The 19,119-nt window shown below is 56.8% G+C and carries 14 protein-coding genes and 1 pseudogene; 5 read left to right on the forward strand and 10 right to left on the reverse strand.

The window, feature by feature from the left end; all coding sequences use genetic code 11:
- Nucleotides 1–308: 308 nt before the first annotated feature.
- Nucleotides 309–653, reverse strand: coding sequence for a hypothetical protein (locus tag G3N98_RS31375; RefSeq protein ID WP_206150367.1), 345 nt, complete (start codon nt 651–653; stop codon nt 309–311).
- 872 nt (nt 654–1,525) lie between these two features.
- Between G3N98_RS31375 and G3N98_RS31385 the strand changes: the two genes are divergently transcribed.
- On the forward strand, nt 1,526–2,422 hold the full coding sequence (locus G3N98_RS31385) for a glycine zipper family protein (RefSeq protein ID WP_206150369.1): 897 nt from the start codon (nt 1,526–1,528) through the stop codon (nt 2,420–2,422).
- Between the two features lie 21 nt (nt 2,423–2,443).
- Entirely contained in the window at nt 2,444–3,136 is a 693-nt protein-coding gene (locus tag G3N98_RS31390; protein WP_206150370.1) for a hypothetical protein, read from the forward strand.
- 15 nt (nt 3,137–3,151) lie between these two features.
- Here G3N98_RS31390 and istB read toward each other — a convergent pair whose 3' ends face one another.
- Nucleotides 3,152–3,925: an IS21-like element ISBcen13 family helper ATPase IstB gene (gene istB / locus G3N98_RS31395; RefSeq protein WP_206150371.1), complete on the reverse strand. Its 774-nt coding sequence runs from the start codon at nt 3,923–3,925 to the stop codon at nt 3,152–3,154.
- Nucleotides 3,922–4,949, reverse strand: a pseudogene (gene istA, locus G3N98_RS31400) (IS21 family transposase). The gene istB and the pseudogene istA overlap by 4 nt, the downstream one beginning before the upstream one ends.
- A 527-nt stretch (nt 4,950–5,476) precedes the next feature.
- Between istA and G3N98_RS31405 the strand changes: the two are divergent.
- The 3 genes from G3N98_RS31405 to G3N98_RS31415 are packed head-to-tail and all read left to right on the forward strand — an operon-like array spanning nt 5,477 to nt 7,524.
- The gene (locus tag G3N98_RS31405) at nt 5,477–6,349 is read left to right on the forward strand and encodes a ParA family protein (RefSeq protein WP_206150372.1); all 873 of its coding nucleotides are present in this window, start codon (nt 5,477–5,479) and stop codon (nt 6,347–6,349) included.
- Between the two features lie 3 nt (nt 6,350–6,352).
- Nucleotides 6,353–6,826 carry a hypothetical protein gene (locus G3N98_RS31410; RefSeq protein ID WP_206150373.1) on the forward strand — a complete coding sequence of 158 codons (474 nt, stop codon included), beginning with the start codon at nt 6,353–6,355 and terminating at the stop codon, nt 6,824–6,826.
- Nucleotides 6,823–7,524, forward strand: coding sequence for a hypothetical protein (locus tag G3N98_RS31415; protein ID WP_206150374.1), 702 nt, complete (start codon nt 6,823–6,825; stop codon nt 7,522–7,524). The genes G3N98_RS31410 and G3N98_RS31415 overlap by 4 nt, the downstream gene beginning before the upstream one ends.
- Before the next feature lie 403 nt (nt 7,525–7,927).
- On the opposite strand, the gene G3N98_RS31420 is transcribed toward G3N98_RS31415, so the two are convergent.
- The 7 genes from G3N98_RS31420 to dnaA form a co-directional block, all read right to left on the reverse strand.
- Entirely contained in the window at nt 7,928–8,341 is a 414-nt protein-coding gene (locus G3N98_RS31420) for a very short patch repair endonuclease (RefSeq protein WP_206150375.1), read from the reverse strand.
- Complete coding sequence (locus G3N98_RS31425) at nt 8,319–9,710, reverse strand: hypothetical protein (protein ID WP_206150376.1); 1,392 nt, start codon at nt 9,708–9,710, stop codon at nt 8,319–8,321. The genes G3N98_RS31420 and G3N98_RS31425 overlap by 23 nt, the downstream gene beginning before the upstream one ends.
- Nucleotides 9,707–11,707: an AAA family ATPase gene (locus G3N98_RS31430; RefSeq protein ID WP_206150377.1), complete on the reverse strand. Its 2,001-nt coding sequence runs from the start codon at nt 11,705–11,707 to the stop codon at nt 9,707–9,709. Before G3N98_RS31430 ends, G3N98_RS31425 begins: the two co-directional genes overlap by 4 nt.
- A 33-nt stretch (nt 11,708–11,740) precedes the next feature.
- Entirely contained in the window at nt 11,741–13,063 is a 1,323-nt protein-coding gene (locus G3N98_RS31435; protein ID WP_206150378.1) for a DNA cytosine methyltransferase, read from the reverse strand.
- A 908-nt stretch (nt 13,064–13,971) separates the two neighbouring features.
- Nucleotides 13,972–16,446: a DNA topoisomerase (ATP-hydrolyzing) subunit B gene (gene gyrB / locus G3N98_RS31440; RefSeq protein ID WP_046544142.1), complete on the reverse strand. Its 2,475-nt coding sequence runs from the start codon at nt 16,444–16,446 to the stop codon at nt 13,972–13,974.
- Between the two features lie 192 nt (nt 16,447–16,638).
- A complete protein-coding gene (gene dnaN / locus G3N98_RS31445; protein WP_039364632.1) occupies nt 16,639–17,745 on the reverse strand; it encodes a DNA polymerase III subunit beta in 1,107 nt (368 codons plus the stop codon).
- Between the two features lie 168 nt (nt 17,746–17,913).
- Nucleotides 17,914–19,119 (reverse strand): chromosomal replication initiator protein DnaA (gene dnaA / locus G3N98_RS31450; RefSeq protein ID WP_241026167.1); only part of this gene is annotated, 1,206 nt, incomplete at its 5' end.

A 19,119-nucleotide genomic window follows, 5' to 3' on the forward strand; every position in this document is an offset into this window, starting at 1 on the left:
CCATCCCGAACAGGACCGTGAAACGACTCTACGCCGATGATAGTGCGGATTCCCGTGTGAAAGTAGGTAATCGTCAGGCTCCCTAAGCCAAGAACCCCCGCCCGAAAGGCGGGGGTTTTTGCATTTGCGTGACGGAAATGCGTGTGGAGCACTCGGCATGGATGCTTGTCGTGCTGCATGCGCTGATGCTTGCGATGCCGTCGAAGGCCGAGAGAGCGGAACGCAACTTTTCGTCTGTTGTGACGGTTGTTGAAGTTACTTGCAGTGCCGCCGCGAACCATTTGCATCAAGGCGCGCGCCGAAGTGCTTCACGCCGAGCCATCACCAGACAACAGAGCGGCGCAAAGGGGCAGCGCTGCGCATTCCTCAGCCTCATCTTCTTCTTGGGCAGCTGCACCATAGGGCTGCTCTCGCCAGTTCAGCGCGCTGTAGTCGGGCGTGATGATGACCCTTCGGGAAGCAAAGCTGAACCGAAGATAGACGCGATCACCCGGTTTGAATCCGAACATCTCGAAATGCGCGTCGATGGCGCGCATCCATGGCATGTACGGTTGGCCATCCTGGGGAAGGTCCGGCTTGTTGCCGAGGGTCAGCTCAACCTCGGGATACTGTTTGAGCTTCTTGGGACGTGACTTACTATAGGCGTTAGCCATCTTCCGACTCCTGTGATGAGTTGGTTGTGGTCAGCGGGTCGTATGGGTGGCAGCCCATGCGGCCCGCGCTTTTACAGCTTTGCTCGCGCCAGCCTCTCTTCCGATTCGTGCGGTGGAGCAGATCGCTTCTCCGTATCGATGAAGCAATAAGAAGTTTAGTTCGTATCGCATCTCATAAATCACTGTTGCAACCGAACTAGCCGAGTGGCAGATGCTCGGAATGATGCGCTTCAACTCGCGAAAAGAGTTTCGTACGCGTCCAATAGTTTGCTGATGATGGTCATGATATGACTTCGCATACCTAATAAAATAAGGCGAAGAGAAATGAGACGGTTCTATCTCAAGAAAGGAGACCGGTCGTCGAACGGCGGGGTCGTTTTGGAGGGCATGACGTTCTTCGTACATCATGGCACGCCAGTGACATTTCTAGGCGCGGAGGTTTACTGCTCCGCGTGCGATTCAATAGGTGTCATCGTCGCTCACGGGCCGCGGCGGCACGACTCGATCATGGGGAAGCATGCTGCGCTTGACGGCGATCGATGTGCTTGCCGCTGCCACCCCAGCCCGGTCATGCACGCGTCACAAGATACGGCGTCTATGGACTTCGCGGCAGGCGAACTTGCCGAGATGGGTTTTGGCCCCGGAGGAAATCTACTACCCCAACGGCGCCGAGAATCGCACGACGAGCAGGTGCGAGTCGTAGATCATGTCGGTAATCCGATATCCGGTGTGCCGTATCACATTCGTTCTGCATCCGGTGAGACATACAAAGGGCTGACCGACAGTCAGGGCTGCTGTCGGCGCGTATACACGGAGAATCCTCAGCAACTTGACATCGCAGTGGGTATTCAGGCGCTGGAAAGGTGGGAGCGATGAGCGACTACATCTATCGAACGCCGACAAACGATCGATCGGGATCGCAGTACGACGTCCTCGGGCATTTGATGCCTGCTCGCGTATTCGTGCTGGTGGTGGTGGATGAGCCTGGCAAAGATGGATTCCTCGTTCGGCGCTGCTACACGACCATTCACGATCCATACTTGCAATCTCTTCAGCTGAGGCCGATCGAGGCGATGCGGGAGGTGCATCCCGAGAAATACGGGCTGTGGCCCAAGGGACCGGGTTCGACCGCTAGCGTCGCTGAACACGTCATGGGCTATGACAAGTTGACGAGCTACATCTCTACTAGCAGCGACTTTCCTGGAGGAGCCGATCGATTCAAGGGCAGGGTGCTTTACGTCGATATCGCCCAGGCCAAGCGGGCAGGCGCCGAGCTTGTCACGACGCAGGAGATCAGGCTGGAGCTGGATAGATACGCGGCAGAGTACCCTCACCTGAAAAACAGGATTGCCCGGATCAAGAGCTACGCGGAGGGGCTCGACAAGGAGGTTCTCATTAAGCCGAATCCGATGGTTCCGCCGTCAGGGATTTACACCGAGCGCGGGCTGGCGGTGACACTCGGTCTGGTTAAATTCGCGCGTGTGGTTCAAGTCATCGGGATCGGATTCACCGCGTACGATCTGGCCGTTGCAACGAACCAGTCGTTCCGGGCGAAGTCGGTTAAGCCGATCGAGAAGGAGGTGATTCGTCAGATGGGCGGTTGGGGTGGCGCTATCGCCGGCTGGAAGATAGGCGCGGCTGCTGGGGCGCTGGTCGGTATCGAGACTGGACCGGGTGCCGTGATAACCGGGCTCGTCGGTGGCGTCGTTTTTGGGTCCATCGGGTATTTCGGGGGTGGTCTTGCTGCTGACGAGGTCGTCGGCGAATGAAGGGGTGAGGATGTGTCGACCTTGAAGAGAATGCTTGCCGATTTCATTGAGGCGCGCCAACGCAGGCGTGCGTCGCGAGAGTTGTTCGAGCAGCAACAGGTGGCGATCGAGCAGCTTTTTAAGGCGGATCTTGCGTATTTGCACGAGACGTTTGCGGGAACGTCGACGGCACTGCGATCAGAGTCGTTTCCTGACTATCCAGGTGCAGTATGGATGGGAGACCTTGGCGTCAAAGCGTTCTGCGTGACGCAGGATGTCGAAGTCGAACAGTTCCCGGTCTACGTCAATCTTGTGGCAGCAGGCAGGAAGCGGGTAGGTCCGCGGCAGTTCGTGCGAGATGCGACGCAGCACACATTCTTTTCCAGTGTTGATCGCTTCTCCGGGAAGCAGGTCAGTTTGCTGACGAACGATGTCGAGCTTGTTCGCTCAGTTTCGGCATCTGGATTCAATCCGCCACCGCCATGGCTGGCGTGGTATGAGCTCGGGCCGTTGATATACAACCTGCAGGGAGATGCGCAGTATTGGTATGAGAGTGTGTGGGATCGGTATTGGGAGAGCTTGAGTCTGGCTGAGCAGGATGCCTTTATTGATAGGCGGCGACCGACGACGAGTGCCTATTTGAGTGGAGAGCAGTGGGCGGAGTGGCTCGACGCGATTCGAACGAGGGATGTTCGTTATCGAGAGCGGTTGAGGACTGGAATCAAACGCATTTGAAATCTGAGCCAGTCGTTACCTCTTCGATGACGAAACGTGGCCGGCTTGGCGTTGCTGTTTCAGTCTGTAGCTGTCTCCTTTGATCTGGATGATGTGGGCGTGGTGCAGGATGCGGTCGAGCATCGCTGCAGTCGGTGTGGAGTTGCCGCCGAAGGTTTCATCCCACTGCGCAAACGGAAGGTTGCTGGTCAGGATCATCGAGCCGTGCTCGTAGCGCTTGGCGACGATCTGGAAGATGTGGCTAGCCTGATCCCCCGAGAGCGGTAGATAGCCGATCTCGTCGACGATGAGCAACCTCGGGCCGAGAATGTTGTGCCGAAGAACCGCGTCGTATCGCTCCTGTCTGCGTGCAGCTTCGAGCTGCAACATCAGATCCGCCGCCGTGATGAACTTCGTCTTGATGCCGGCCTGTGTCGCGGCATACCCGATGGCGATCGCGAGGTGGGTCTTGCCCACGCCTGACGGACCTAGCAACACGGCGTTCTCACCCCGCTCAATGAAGCGCAGGGTGGCAAGCTCGTCGATCGTCTTGCGCGGCGCCCCGACGGCGAAGCTGTAGTCGTAGTCATCGAGCGTCTTGATGGCGGGGAACCCGGCCATGCGCACCAGTGTTTGCCGCGAACGAACTTGCCTCATCTCTCGTTCGTGAGCGAGTGCGTTCTCGAGGAAGTCGAGGAAGCTCCATTGCTTGGCCGCGGCATCGCTCGCCAGAGCGACGTATCGTTGCATGAGCCCCTCGAGCTTCAGGCTCTGGCAGTGCCCGTCGATGCGTTCCTGCTGCAGGTTCATGCGCGCACCTCGGTCAGCAATTGCTGGTAGACGGACAACGGGTGCTGGATCGACATCGCAGGGTCAACGCGCGGCCGAGCGACGGCGCGAGCCGGCAATCGGGGCACCGCGTAGCCAGGCATATCGCGCAAGCAAGCCCGTTCTCGTTGTTCCAGGAGAATCGCGGGTGCCAGCCCTGTAACCGGATGCACCCGCTGATTGGCCACATCGCGCAGCCATTTACTCACCTCGACGTTTGCAGTCACGGCGTCGAGCATCAAGCCGGATTGCTTGAGCTGGCTGGCCAGCGGCACATAGAAATTGCCGCGCAGATAGCGGTGGAATCGCTCGACCTTGCCCTTGGTCTGCGCACGGTACGGTTGACACAGCCTGGGCAGGAAGCCGTAACGTTGGCCAGGTCGAGCAACCCGGCGTGCCAGCGGTGTTGACCGTCGCCATACGCATCGCGCTCGACAACGATGGTCTTGGCGTTGTCGTAAAGGATCTCGCGAGGAACGCCGCCCAAGGCTTCGAACAGCGCATGATGACAGGCGACCAGCGTCTCGGCGCGTTCATCGGTGGTGAAGCGTGCCCAGCGCCAACGACTGAAGCCGAGCGTGGCGGTGAAGGCGTAAAGCGGGTCGGTGCCGCGACGGAAAACAACGAAATCGCACTGCATCTGCCGGCCGGGCTCGGTCTCGAACCTCACGACCGGATCCGGCTTCGGCACGGACTTATGCGCGTTCATGAAAGCCTGCAGGCTTCGCAGTTGGCCATCGTAGCCACGCGCACGCAACTCGCGCAGCAACGCCGGCGCGGCGATGATCTCGGGGGCTGCCGCGCTCATGCGCTCGATGACGTACGCCTCGAACGCTCCGAGCTTGGTTGGCCGCGGTTCACGCGGCTTGTAGCGCGGTACTTCCTCGGCCGACAGGTACCGCGCCACCGTGTTGCGAGAAATGCCCAGGCGCCGTGCGATCTCGCGCTCCGATACGCCTTGGGCTTTGAGCACATGGATTTGCATCCACTGTTCCTTCTGGAGCATCGCCAGCCTTTGCGCGCAAAAGGCTGACTGTACTGAAAGGTGGCTCAGATTTACTTCGCGCGAAGTGGCTCATTATTACCTTGCGCCCAACACCTGCACCGAAGAGCAGCTGAATCGCCGTGTGAGGTTTCGAGGGGCCGTGTTCGACGTCCGGAGCCAGCAGATAGAAGTGGCACTTTTGCACGCCATCCGTCACCGATGGCCATCAGCAGTTCGTTCACCTGTGTGCCGGCGAACTGCCATTTTCCTTTTTCGCAAGATCTCGTAGCGCCCCAGTAGACTGGGGATCGTACTGAGGCGTATCCTACATCGATTAGAATTACGTTTTCGACTTTACGGCGCCGGTCTTCCAAAAAAAGAGATTTGATATAAAAGTAAAATCCAATATAGGGCGAATGTTGAAAGAGATGCGCGCAAGATAGCTAAAGAGAGCGATGATTGGAGTTGGGTGGGGCATCAATAAAATGGTAGGCGCAGTATTGTTGTTGCGGGTGTTGTTAATTTTATAATATAAAACCGGGGAAGCTATGGGAACAGTTGTTACGGTAATGAATATGAAGGGTGGGGTTGGAAAAACAACCGTCACGGCAAATATTGCGGGATTTTTATCGCAATATAAATCTGGGAAGAAGAATCCGAAATTCAGGAAAATTCTTGTCATAGATTACGACCCCCAATTTAATTTATCGCAAATTTTTCTGCCGCCGACGAAGTATTTTAGTCTTGAAGAGTCGAAAAAGACCTGCCTGACTGTTCTTGCGGATGATAACAGTAATGTCGATCCATTTAGCCTTCAGGTGCCAGGGAATATTTCCCCGCCGAAAGTCGCAGAGATTGCAACAGAGGTTTTTAGACCGGCCGCGAACGCAGGAGGATTGGATATTGTGCCATCAACGCTCGATCTAATGTATGTTGCTCTTGGACGGGCGTCTCATCAAACAAAGCGTATCGAAGAGAGGTTTGGTAAATTTATTGAGGAATGCAGGAGTATTTACGATTTAGTATTTATTGATTGTCATCCAGCTGGGTCGCTTTTAACAAATACGTCTCTTTCAAACTCAGATCACGTTCTGATTCCCGTTGCCCCGCAAAGTTCTGCTGTGCGCGGCGTTGGATTAATGATGAAATTTATCGAGTCAAGAGTTGGTGGAAATAGAGGGGTGGTGCCACATATTTTGTTTAATAGTGTCCCGCGTGTGAAAATTTCTAATGAGGAGTCTGTAATTAGGGGAATAAAAGGCATGAGTAATCTTTGTCTAAGCAAGAGCCTTAAGAGGTATAGTGCATTCGGTGAGGCTCAAAATGGAGTGGGATTTGTTTGGAAGAGCGGCAAGCCGTATAGTACCGAGGCTTTTCTAAATCTTGCGGAAGTGGCAAATGAATTTGTTGATAGGATATAAATAATGCGCAACTATCGAAACAATAAAATATCAAGGGCGATATTTGTGGCGTGTGTTCAGGGAAATATAAAGTCGCAGGAGCTATATGAATATTTTGAAGAATGTAAGAGGGATCCGGAGCGGATATTTGATATCTTGCGTTTGCTCGATAATGCAAATCAATTATTTGAAGTTCAGAATTTTTCTAGATCGACGATCGGTAAAAAATCATTGGATGCGGCGAGTGAGATATATGAAGTCGTCAATCGAAAGAGGATGTCGAAAAGTGCCTGGAGAGACCTCGTTGCAATGGCATTTCCACATCTTAAGGAAGTGATTGCTCCCTTCGATGTGCCTCTTAGAGAGCAGGTTGAATCATTTGTTGCTATCGCCTCGGTTGAGGATCGTGAGGCGTTGCGGCAAATTCTTGCCTCAGAACGCTCTTCTGATCCGTATCTCGCGGGGATTTTAAGAAAGAAGAAAGGACCTGTTGCATGAGCAAACTGAAAGAGGCGCTTCTCTCTGTTTCTTGGGGTGAAAATATTAATGAATTTGCAAGCGATTTGGATAGGCAAAATCGTTTGAATGACGCGGCAACGATTATTTCAATATGGGGGAAGCAGCTCGAAGATTCGGATATGGGAAATCCTGCCGTTTGCTTCATTCGCGAGATGCAAGTAGAGTCTCAGCATGCTTTGATCGCGCTTGGTTTGGGTATATATAAAGCATCGGCAGCATCGATGCGCGCAATGGTAGAGACGGCGCTATATTATTCTTTTTTCAGATCCCATTCGGCGGAGCTTGAAACTCTTGTTCGGTCGAAGGAGTACTATATCTCAAAGGGTGATATTTTGGCATTTCATAAAATTCATACTCGGGATTTTGTTGCAATGCAAAATAAACTTGGATTAATATCGAAGATTGAGGAGTGGTATAGCTACTCGTCATCCATAATTCATGGTCAAATCCCAGGGCGATGGGTTACATTTGATGCTATTTCCAAGGTTGGCTTGCATGAGGAAACGTTGAAAGATGCTGTCCAAATGTATTGTGAGGCAAGTTCGATCATTAATAATTTTTTTCTATGTTCGGTAGCTCGGTCTTTGTGGCATACATTTCAGACTGATGTTAAGAGGAAGGTCTTGAGGGGAATTTCGGTGGATTTCAAAAGCGTCGCAAAATTGGATGCGGCCTAATTTGTTGCGATGTTGACCGGACACGTTTTTGTAGTCATCCGGTAAGTGAGTTCGCTATTATCGTCGAGACAAGGAGAACGCGATGAAGAAGCAATTTACCGACGAGGAGGTCATTCGCATCTTGCGAAAGGTCGAGAGCCGAGATGGGCGGGCGCGAGGCGCTGGAAGTCCTGACTCGGCAGGGCCTCGCGACAGAAGGCATGTCGCTACCTTGAACTGAGCCGCCGAGTGGTGACCCATACGTCGGCCTCACTGCGCACATCGCTATCGACCTACGGCCACAGTCCGTCGAACCTGACTAGATCCCGATAATATCGACGCGAGACTCACTAGTGATGGGGGGCGTTAGCTAGTGCCCAAGAAGTTTTGCGCCCAACTCCTGCGCAAAAATCGGCTCTGGTGGCTAGCAGCCCAAGAATTCTTTGAGTCGGTCTGGCAAGTCGGCTCTTTTGGTCTCGCAATCCCACACGACCATTACCGACCAACCGTCTGATTCAAGTTTGGCAACCGCGTCGGCATCGCGTTCGATATTCCTTCGCAGTTTCGGATGCCAGTAATCCGTATTCGACTTTGGTAGCTTGGAATCTGCGCATCCATGCTGATGCCAAAAGCATCCGTGAACAAAGACGACCTTCCTTTTTCCCCGAAAGACGATGTCCGGCTTGCCAGGAAGGTCCTTGCAATGGAGACGATAGCGAAACCCAAGCTTCCATAAGGCTCGACGGACGACGAGTTCAGGCGTCGTGTCCTTGCTCCGGATTTGTCGCATCGTGTCGCTGCGACTCATCGGGGCCTTATGAGCAGCCGGCTTGCGCATAGGTCGGTGCGGAAGTAGCCAAAGAAACAACCGGCAGGCGGCCAAAATCAGGCGACGACGTGCCAAGCATCCTAGTGTGGGCTAGCTCCAATAGGGCGTCGAGCCCGCACTTCAGCCCAGCGAGTTCCTTCCCAAGCAGCGGCACGCGCGCAACATAGAGGTTAAATTTTCGGCTGTCGAGCTGTCCAGTCAATCGCTCAATCGCCACCCCGTCAATGCCAGGCTCGAGATTCGGATATACGAGCGCAACGTCACTCACACCAAATTTCGCCGCGTACAGGCCGATTTGTGTGGCGTCTTCCCGGCTAACAGTTATCCAGTCGGCAGCGGAGTCCGGAAACTTCCATTTCGTGTCGATGACCATTCTCGTTCTTCCATCGCCGTCGACAAGGCGGATGTCTGGCTTCAATTGCCCAACCCCGCTACAGTCTGATCGCTGCCACAGGAATGTCTTGCCTTCTCCTCTTAAGCAGGACCAGCCACGGTCTGACGCCAGCTGTTCCACTTGCTGCCCTATATAGCTCTCGAAAAGGACTGGAGAAAGCACGACCTGCGACTTCCCCGAAAGCGATCCGAAAAGCACACCGAGCGCGTTACCTTCTATCAGCTCTCTTCCAAGTGCGACGACGTCAGAATAGATTCGGGGAAGACGATCAAGCCGTACGCGTTGAATAATGTCGAGTGGCTGGTCAATCTGCGCAACGGCCTCAAATTCCACGAGCAGTGATTCGACGCCTCTCTGCGTAGTGGATGAACATCGAGACCGAACTACGAGTAACACGGCTTTGATAAATTGATTTTCGGGGACATCTTCCGTCAGTTCGACCCACGAGCACTCGAACTGTTGTGGATTGCGAATTTGCGTTAGCACTTGCTTAGGAAATCGTAGCGACCCGACAGGAAATTCGAATGCCCCGGTCATGCCACGATAGCGCCGGACAATTTGGCCTCGACGTGCGTCGCGCACATGCTGACAAAAGCTCTGTACGAGGGCGTCATACCGCCCGCCCTCTGCCGAAACTTGCGCGCCACCAAGCTCACGGTAGGGGCGGTTTGCCAACGCTGAGAGCATCAGATCGACATTTGAATCGAATCGCTTTTTTGCTTCTAGCGATAACTCCATGCCGGTGCGAGGCAGCACCTCGACTGCAAGGTCTCCAATTTCGATGGTGCCAAACCATGATTTCGGGCGCAGATAGCGGTGGCTTATTTCAAAGTACCTTCCCGCGTCGATTCCCGTGAGCTGCTCCCAAGCAGCCAGCAGCCTCGTGGCAGCCTCTAGCGAGGGGATTGCTTCGCCGGGGCCGATGCGAAGTTTCCTCCATTCCTCGCAGCGGGCAGGCTCCCCGTGACTCTGCATTCTAGTCATGAGCTTTGAACGGATGAGCTTTCCTGATGGCCGTATACTTTTCTGACACATTGTGCGGCGTACACTGCGTCTGTCGGGCCGGGAGGCATCGCATCTTCGCTCCAGAAGCGGGCATCAAGCTTTAAATGCACCGCCCTAGACGCGCTTCGGAAACCGTGAGACGCTGCAACGTCCTGCGGAACACCGAAAAGGTCCGAAAATGCAGCGGAATTCGAGTCTTGGCGGAACAGCTTAAACTCGTGGCTCTCTGCTTCACCAAAAATGAGCAGCAGCAACCCCTCGTTTCCGAAGAAATATTCCCTAAGTTGGGGAATGACCTTCTTGGCCAAGCGTTCGAACACATCTCTGTTGTTGCGGCAGCCCATAAGGAAACCGTGTCCGAGCCGATGGTTGTCATCCAGCAGGTACGCTATCCGCTGATTGAGCATCCTGAGTAAGGCAGCGCAATCAATGGGAGTTTCATCCACGGTGGTTACTAACAGCTCCGGTTCTGGCGGAATTTCCACAAAGTCGAATCGGCGACGAAGGGCGTAGTCCACAAGAGCCACATTTCTATCGGTTGAGTTCATTGTGCCGAGAATGTGCAAATTCGAAGGAAGATACAGCCTCCCATCCTCACCGTTTTGCGGATATTGCAATTCGTAGCCGATAGGAAAATCGCTTCCAGCACGCTTGTCTGCTTCAAGGCTGGAAATAAGGGGGCCCAACACTCTACTCAAGTCCCCACGATTGATTTCGTCGATGACAATTACATAATTTCCCCGCGGGTCTTTTTGCGCGCGCCGAACCATGCGGAGCACCGGACCTTCGAAGACATCGTATCTGAGTGCCTGGGGCACGAGCTGGGGCTCGTTTGAGTCGGCGGACGAATCGCTCTCAGGCTGCTCCTGCTCATCGTCGCCGAGGGCGTCTTGAGAGGCCACCTCTTTACTATCATTGGTCAACGTTGGCCGTATGGACTCGACTAAGTCGTAGTATTGCAACGAGGGATGAAAGGTCAGAAAGCAGCACTTTTCATGAGACTCGTTAAAGCGAGTGAACGCATCGGCAACGCTACCCTGAAATGTGGGGTCAATCAGTCGTATCGCCTCCTTGACCGCGGTCAAGGTTTTTCCCGTGCCCGGAGGTCCATAGTACACACGAACCACGGACTTGGTTGCACTGCCAGCCTTCAGCCGCAGGCGGATGCCCGCCGCACTGAGGTCCGTGAGAGCGATGGAGCGAAGCTGCTCAAAATCCTCGAGGTTGTTAAAGGGGTAAGTGTGCTCTGACAAGTAAATCGCTGCGTCGCGTAGCCTCTCCAGTTCGGACCGCGCTCTCGCGGCATCCATAGAGTCAAACGCCGGAGTTACGGAAATGAACGACGCTATGGTCTTCTTCGCGGTTGTTGTTCGAGCGCCTTTGATGCTCAGCCCGGACGGGTCGACGGACGAGATATCTACGTCGCATACCCGCAAAATGGGTGAAGAAAGGAGAGACCCGCCGTCCCAATCGGTGCCCTCAACTGCGCGGCCTGGCAATTGCAACGATGGGTTAGATGCTTCAAGTCCAAGACGCGCGGTCTCAAGCAATAGGGCCGATGCCCTGCCCAGCGCATTGTGATTCATCGCCTGCTGATAGTGCGATGCTAGACCGACCAGCGACGCACTCACGCCGGGAATTGAGAAGATTGAAATTCGCCAGCCGACGTTGTCCCGATAACCGCCCGGAAAAGCTGCAGTCAAATATATGGAAAAGCTGTGGTAGTGAATCTCTCCGAGCCAGCGCCCGTATGCTTCGCTATCAACATGCTGTTGTGCTAGGAACCGCTGTAGCGGCTTGCGCAACTCGTTGTCCCATAGATTTTTAAAGTTTGCCGATGTGTAGGCATCGTCGTTTTCGCTGATGCCCCACATCGGTGACGGAAATATTTGCTCCAGCTCAGCCAATGCTTGCGGTTTCAATGCCGAAGACTCAGCGACTGCTTTAGAGCGAAGAAGTTGTAGCAGGTTTTGCATTACGCACCTGTTCTAATTGGAGAGATTCACGACTTAAAAAAGCGCGAGATTTGCCTGCGCCTCCGCCTCAGCGTACGGTGCGGTGGCAAGTAGTTCTTCGAATGCGTCCATGTCCGTCAGCGTTTCGAGCACTGTCTGAACGGCGAGCCCGAGCCCCTGACCCAGCATGGGGGGGACAGCGTTGCCGACCTGGGAACACCGAGCAACGTCATGTTTTCGTCTCGGACCATTGATAGTGTAACGTCCATAAAATCTGAAATCGTCCGGGAACGATTGGAGGCGCGCCATCTCCCGTACCGTGATGTTACGAGGCTCAGCGAAATGAATGAATTCATCCGGGTGTGTCGTTATCGTTGACGATGGCATCGCGGCATCGAGCAGGGCCTTTTTGTCCTTCTTAGTCCCGTTCTCGAGCAGGAACTCTTTTGAGAGGCGGCCCGGGGGCTGCGTCTCATGGGCCAAGTTGTAGAGCGCCTGAATGCGTTCGCCATGCTTCGAATACCTGTGGGAGTCGGGTATCTTGCCGGTGCGAATACCGCGCCGCATAAACTTCGCATATGCGGACTTCGCGGTTTTGTAGACACTCGATTCAAATTCAGGAGAGTCAGGGCAAGTAAGGTGAGTGCCACCCCACAAATCTTCTAAAGCCTCTCCAACAGTGGTTGGCCGGTTCAAAGGTAAGCCGTGGTAGTTGCGTACACGCGTTGCAGCATTTGCAAGCGAGCGTTCAAACAGTCTCTTCAGGCTTGCGCTGCTCAGTCCATTGGCGTCCCTGACCGCGAGGATTGCGACTCGTCTCCGGGTTTGGGGCACCCCAAAATCGACTGCGCTCACAACCGTGTACGTCCCAACATACCCAAGGCGTTCGAACTCTTGAATGACAAGCTCGGCGACTGGTGCGCTCTGGGAATGACCTGGCTTTGCAACGAACCGGCGAGCAATGCCTTCTACATTCTCAATAAGGACCGCCCGCGGCCGAACGAGCTCAACTAGCTCAAGCATTTTGAACACAAGCTTGTTTCGCTCGTCTGCGCCGTCCCGCCGACCACCGACACTGAAACCTTGACAGGGTGGGCCACCGACAATCAGGTCGACAGTCCCGTTCAGCGCTCGAAGTTCACGCCGGCTTTGCTGGTTGTCGAGGACCTTTGCAATGTCTAAGTTGGTTTTCTCCAGCCACGCCGGCCAAGCGGTGTAGTTGGAATACGCTGCCGTGCTGTCAATCATGTTCCGGGACAGCGTCTCGAACGCCATCGCATCTCGCTCTACTGCGAAGATGCCTTCCCAGCCCGCATAGTGAAGGCCAAGTGAGAGACCACCGCAACCGGCGAACAGGTCTATTGATGTATACGGCATTGTTAGCGCTTGTTTGTGAATTCTTCGGCGACGGTCCTATGCTTGGGACGTCGGGAGCCCAATTTGTTTCTTTGGGGAGCAAGCAGTGAGGGTTGCTGAGGATAACCCTCCCGCACAAGGTGCTCGCGGATAAGCCGTACGATAAGCGTGGACTTTTTGTAACCGCGCTCTTCGCAATACGACTCGAAAGTCGCTGCATCCGCCTCGGGCATCAGTACAGATATTTTGGGCACTGGCTGCTCCTAGCGACAATTGAGAGCGTTATAGCATTGCAGTGAGCATAAAGCAATACAAATGCTCAAAAGTGCGCACTTTTGAGCGCTTTTGGGGGCTAGCGTTCCGCCCGCACGATTCGTGCACCTATCTTGTGCGGCAGTGGGCCAACCTTCTCTGGCTCGGCTGCAGCAAAATGGCCCTGGCTTTGTTGGTGGTAGAGCGCCTCTGAGATGCTCCGTCGGGTTGCTTTGCGCCTTCCCGATAATCACGGTGTACCGGAAAACCACGGAGCAATTCTGCATCGCGCGATGCGCCGTGTCGCGGGCACCGCGCAGCTTCCTAGTCGGGTCCGGCAGCCGATGAGAAGCGCGCCGCTGGTCGTGGGAAGCATAAGGCCGGAATTCGCGTCTTGTGGACGCAACTGGCCACCCCATAGCAATTCAGTCGAGAACTCGTCGGCCATCGTCCTCAAATCCGTTGCTGTTCGTCGTAAGCCACAATGCTAGCCACACAGCTCGGGCATGCGGAGAAGGCGGAAAGAACAACGGCCACCTCGATGAGGCGGCCGTTGTTTGTATCTATGAGGCGTTCAGCAAAGAGCTGTAAGCTTAGTCTATCGAGACATATCCACCGATAAAAATTTGGATCTATGCCTCTAAAAATCCAGCTTTATGGCTCTTGCTACATTCCGCTTAGACGTCAATATTCCCCGCCCGCAACGCATTCGACTCGATAAACGCCCGCCGCGGCTCCACATCATCCCCCATGAGGGTAGTAAAGATCCCATCCGCCGCAATCGCATCCTCGATCTGCACACGCAGCAACCGCCGCACTGCCGGATCCATCGTTGTTTCCCACAGCTGCTCGGGGTTCATCTCGCCGAGCCCCTTATAGCGTTGTTTGGAGACGTTCCGTTCCGCATCAGCCAGCAACCACTTCATCGCGCTCTTGAAGTCCGCCACGGCCATGCTGCGCTCACCGCGCTTGATGACAGCACCTTCCCCAATAAGCCCCTTGAACGTATTCGCGGTGGTCACGAGCTGCTGATAATCCGCCGTGTGCTGGAATTCCTGGTCGATGACCGAAACGCGCACGTTGCCGTGATGCGTCCGCTCGACATGCAGCGCCCGCTGTTCGCGAACCGGGTCATACGAAGGCACCACGCGCACTTCGTTCTTCAGCGCTTCATCATGCAACGCAGCGTGCAGGGCCTTGGCCGAAGCCTCGGTCGACTCTTCGTTGGAAAGATCGATCACCACACCGTCCATAACCGCTTCCAGCGCCGCCGGGTCATACAACCGGCTCAACCGCTCGATCACGCTCTGCGACAGCAGATACGACCGCGCCAGCTCCCCAAGCGCATCGCCCGAAATCGCCGCCGCATTCTCACCCGGCACCAGCTCTGAGCCTTGCAGCGCCAACCGCAGCATATGCGCGTTGAGCTCCACGTCGTCCTTCAGATACCGCTCGTCCTTGCCCGCCTTGATCTTGTAAAGCGGCGGCTGCGCGATATACACGTACCCGCGCTCGATCATGTCCGGCATCTGGCGATAGAGGAACGTGAGCAGCAGCGTCCGGATGTGCGCACCGTCGACGTCCGCGTCGGTCATGATGATGATGCGGTGATAGCGGAGCTTGTCGAGGTTGTAGTCTTCCTTGCCGATCCCGCAGCCGAGCGCGGTCACGAGCGTGACGATCTGTTCCGACGACAGCAGCTTGTCGTAGCGTGCCTTCTCGACGTTCAGCACCTTGCCGCGCAGCGGCAGAATCGCCTGGAACTTCCGGTCACGCCCTTGCTTGGCCGACCCACCTGCCGAGTCGCCCTCGACGATGTAGATTTCGCACTTCGCCGGGTCTTTCTCCTGGCAGTCCGCGAGCTTGCCCGGCAGGCCGACGCCATCGAGCACGCCCTTGCGGCGCGTCATCTCACGCGCCTTCCGCGCAGCATCCCGCGCGCGCGCAGCCTCAACGATCTTCCCGCAGATGATCTTCGCGTCGATCGGCGTCTCCAGCAGGAACTCTTCGAGCGCCTTCGCCACAACTTCTTCAACCGGCGCACGCACCTCGGAAGAAACCAGCTTGTCCTTCGTCTGCGAGCTGAACTTCGGCTCCGGCACCTTCACCGAAAGCACGCACGACAGCCCTTCGCGCATGTCGTCGCCGGTCGTCTCGACCTTCGCCTTCTTCGCGATTTCGTTGTCGGTGATGTACTTGTTGATGACGCGCGTCATCGCGGCGCGCAGGCCGGTCAAGTGTGTACCGCCATCCCGCTGCGGAATGTTGTTCGTGAAGCACAGCACGTTTTCGTTGTAGCTGTCGTTCCACTGCATCGCGACTTCGACGCCCACGCCGTCCTTCTCGCCGTTGGCGAAGAACACGGTCGGGTGCAGGTTGGTCTTCGTCTTGTTGATGTACTCGACGAAGCCCTTCACACCGCCGGCGAACGCGAAATCGTCTTCCTTGCCCGAACGCAGATCGGTGAGGCGAATCCGCACACCGTTGTTCAGGAACGAAAGCTCGCGCATCCGCTTCGCGAGGATGTCGTAGTGATATTCGACCGTGCCGAAAATCGTCGGGTCGGCCATGAAGTGCACTTCGGTGCCGCGGTTCTCGGTGTCACCCGTCACCAGCATCGGCGACACTTCGACACCATCGACCGTCTCGAGCACGCGATCCTGCGCGACGCCGCGATGGAACTCCATGAACCGCTTCTTGCCGTCACGGCGCACCGTGAGGCGCAGCCAGCTCGACAGCGCGTTCACGCACGACACACCCACGCCGTGCAGGCCACCGGACACCTTGTAGCTGTTCTGGTCGAACTTGCCGCCGGCGTGCAGCTCGGTCATCACGATTTCGGCGGCGCTGCGCTTCGGCTCGTGCTTGTCGTTCATCTTCACGTCGGTCGGAATCCCGCGGCCGTTGTCGGTCACGGAAATCGAGTTGTCGGCGTGAATCGTCACGTGGATGTCGTTGCAGTACCCGGCCAACGCTTCGTCGATCGAGTTGTCGAGCACCTCGAACACGAGGTGGTGCAGACCGGTGCCGTCCGACGTGTCGCCGATGTACATCCCGGGGCGCTTGCGCACCGCTTCCAGACCTTCGAGGATCTGGATCGACGAGGCGCCGTAGCTGCTGTTATCGGGTTGCGAATTGTGCTGTTCACTCATGGATATCTTCCGGTTCTGCGAGGCCACTCAAGCGGCGGCGCGGTGCGTTTCCTTGCGAAAACGCCGGGCCGCTCCAGTTTTCCTGGCCCGTCCTAGGCGCCGTCAGGGCACCAAAGGGACGGGTTGTCGGTTCGCCATAAAAACGCCAAAGGGGCTTGCCGCCCCCTGGTGTGTGTCGTGATGTCGCGCGCGTCAGATGCGCATCGGCATCACGACATACTTGAACTCGTCGTTCTCGGGCACGGTAATCAGCGCGCTCGAGCTGGCGTCGCCGAGGCTCACCTGCACGGTGTCGACCTTCAGGTTCGCGAGCACGTCGAGCAGATACGTGACGTTGAAGCCGATGTCGACGGTATCGCCCTGGTAGGCGATTTCCAGTTCTTCCTGCGCCTCTTCCTGATCGGCGTTGGTCGACATGATCTTCAGCTGGCCCGGCGCGATGATGCAGCGCACGCCCTTGAACTTGTCCGAGGTCAGGATTGCCGCGCGCTGCAGCGAGCGCTGCAGCTCTTCACGGCCGATCTCGAACGTGTTCTTGTGCGCCTTCGGGATCACGCGCTGGAAGTCGGGGAACTTGCCCTCGACGAGTTTCGACACGAGCTCGACCTGGCCGAACGTGAACTTGGCCTGGGTTTGCGCGATGTCGATGGTGACGGTGTCGTCGATGTCTTCGAGCAGGCGTTGCAGCTCGAGAATCGTCTTGCGCGGCACGATGACTTCCTGGCGGCCGAACGTGCCGCCTTCGAGCTTCATCGACGAGAACGCGAGGCGGTGGCCGTCGGTGGCCACGGCCATCAGCTGGTCGCCGTCGACGACGAGCAGCATGCCGTTCAGGTAGTAGCGGATGTCCTGCTGCGCCATCGCGAAGTGCACCATGCCGAGCAGCTGGCGGAACGACTTCTGCGGGACGGTCAGCGTGGCGCCGAAATCCTTCGCCTGCGCGACGGTCGGGAACTCGTCGGCCGCCAGCGTCTGGAGTGCGAAACGGCTCTTGCCGGATTGAACGGTGAGGCGCTTGTCGGCGAGCGACAGCGTGACCTGGCCGTCAGGCATCGCGCGCAGGATGTCGAGCAGCTTGCGCGCCGCGACGGTGGTCGCGACCTGGTCGCCGCCGACGCCGAAATCGGCGCGCGTGGTGATCTGCAGCTCCAGGTCGGTCGACAGGAACGAAACGTCCGAGCCGTTCTTGGTGATCAGCAGGTTGGCGAGGATCGGCAACGTATGGCGGCGTTCGACGATGCCGCTGACCGTTTGCAGCGGCCTGAGGAGGGTGTCTCGTTCGGTCTTGACCAGTTGCATAGAGTTCCTTCGTTGAGTAACGGCCTGCAGCGCAGCAGCCTCGCAGCGCCCCGCCGGCCGGGCTCTTGGCCCGCCACCACCGGGGCGGTCAAACCAGTATTGTGCCTCAAAACCGAACCGCCCCCCTTAAATTGGGGCGGAGGCCGAATTATCAAGCGCGCGTCGCGCTCAGCCCTTCAGCGTCTGTTCCAGCACGTGCAGCTCGTGGTTGAGCTGCGCGTCCTTGCTGCGCTCGTCGGCGATCTTGCGCACCGCGTGCAGCACGGTGGTGTGATCGCGCCCGCCGAACAGCTCGCCGATTTCCGGCAGGCTCTTCTGCGTGAGTTCCTTCGCGAGATACATCGCGATCTGCCGCGGCCGCGCGATGTTCGCGGGACGCTTCTTCGAGTACATATCCGCGACCTTGATGTTGTAGAAGTCGGCGACGGTCTTCTGGATGTTCTCGACCGAAATCTGCCGGTTCTGCACGGTCAGCAGGTCCTTCAGCGCTTCCTTGGTCAGCTCGATCGAGATCTCGCGGCCGTGGAACTTCGAATACGCGAGGATCTTGCGCAGCGCGCCTTCGAGTTCGCGCACGTTCGAGCGCAGGTGCTTCGCGACGAAGAACGCGACGTCCTCCGACAGGTTCACGCCTTCCGACTGCGCCTTGCGCATCAAAATCGCGACGCGCATTTCCAGCTCGGGCGGCTCGATCGCGACGGTGAGGCCCGAGTCGAAGCGCGAGATCAGGCGATCATCGATCCCCGAAATCTCCTTCGGATACGTGTCGCTGGTGATGATCACCTGCGCCTTGTTCGCGACCAGCGCCTCGAACGCGTAGAAGAATTCCTCTTGCGTGCGCGACTTGCCGGAGAAGAACTGAATATCGTCGATCAGCAGCAGGTCGAGCGAGTGGTAGTAGCGCTTGAAGTCGTCGAACGCCTTGCGCTGGTACGCCTTCACCACATCCGACACGTATTGCTCGGCGTGGATGTAGCGGATCCGCGCGCCGGCCTTGTCGAGCAGCAGCTGGTTGCCGATCGCGTGGATCAGGTGGGTCTTGCCGAGGCCGACGCCGCCGTACAGGAACAGCGGGTTGTACGAGATGCCCGGGTTGTCCGCGACCTGGATCGCGGCGGCACGTGCGAGCTGGTTCGCCTTACCGGTCACGAAGTTGTCGAACGTGAGCACGGGATTCAGCTTCGAGCGCTCGTACATCGAATCGGCTTCACCGCCGGCTGCGGGCGCGGCACCGGGGCCCGGGCGCCACGTGCGGCGGCCGGCGGCCGCTTCGTGCGCGGGCAGGCTCGGCAGGTCGATGTCGGCGTCGTCGGCGTTCAGGTGGTGCGCGGCGGCGGCCGACGGCGTCATCGGCACGTCGGCCGGCGCGGCGGG

The organism is Burkholderia sp. Tr-20390 (assembly GCF_017104595.1).
Lineage (GTDB): Bacteria > Pseudomonadota > Gammaproteobacteria > Burkholderiales > Burkholderiaceae > Burkholderia.

Excerpts from the sequence above, each read along its gene's own strand:
- G3N98_RS31375 (WP_206150367.1), bottom strand. The coding sequence starts at position 653 with ATGGCTAACGCCTATAGTAAGTCACGTCCCAAGAAGCTCAAACAGTAT.
- G3N98_RS31385 (WP_206150369.1), top strand. The coding sequence starts at position 1,526 with ATGAGCGACTACATCTATCGAACGCCGACAAACGATCGATCGGGATCG.
- istB (WP_206150371.1), bottom strand. The coding sequence starts at position 3,925 with ATGAACCTGCAGCAGGAACGCATCGACGGGCACTGCCAGAGCCTGAAG.
- G3N98_RS31405 (WP_206150372.1), top strand. The coding sequence starts at position 5,477 with ATGGGAACAGTTGTTACGGTAATGAATATGAAGGGTGGGGTTGGAAAA.
- G3N98_RS31410 (WP_206150373.1), top strand. The coding sequence starts at position 6,353 with ATGCGCAACTATCGAAACAATAAAATATCAAGGGCGATATTTGTGGCG.
- G3N98_RS31415 (WP_206150374.1), top strand. The coding sequence starts at position 6,823 with ATGAGCAAACTGAAAGAGGCGCTTCTCTCTGTTTCTTGGGGTGAAAAT.
- G3N98_RS31420 (WP_206150375.1), bottom strand. The coding sequence starts at position 8,341 with ATGCGCAAGCCGGCTGCTCATAAGGCCCCGATGAGTCGCAGCGACACG.
- G3N98_RS31425 (WP_206150376.1), bottom strand. The coding sequence starts at position 9,710 with ATGACTAGAATGCAGAGTCACGGGGAGCCTGCCCGCTGCGAGGAATGG.
- G3N98_RS31430 (WP_206150377.1), bottom strand. The coding sequence starts at position 11,707 with ATGCAAAACCTGCTACAACTTCTTCGCTCTAAAGCAGTCGCTGAGTCT.
- G3N98_RS31435 (WP_206150378.1), bottom strand. The coding sequence starts at position 13,063 with ATGCCGTATACATCAATAGACCTGTTCGCCGGTTGCGGTGGTCTCTCA.
- gyrB (WP_046544142.1), bottom strand. The coding sequence starts at position 16,446 with ATGAGTGAACAGCACAATTCGCAACCCGATAACAGCAGCTACGGCGCC.
- dnaN (WP_039364632.1), bottom strand. The coding sequence starts at position 17,745 with ATGCAACTGGTCAAGACCGAACGAGACACCCTCCTCAGGCCGCTGCAA.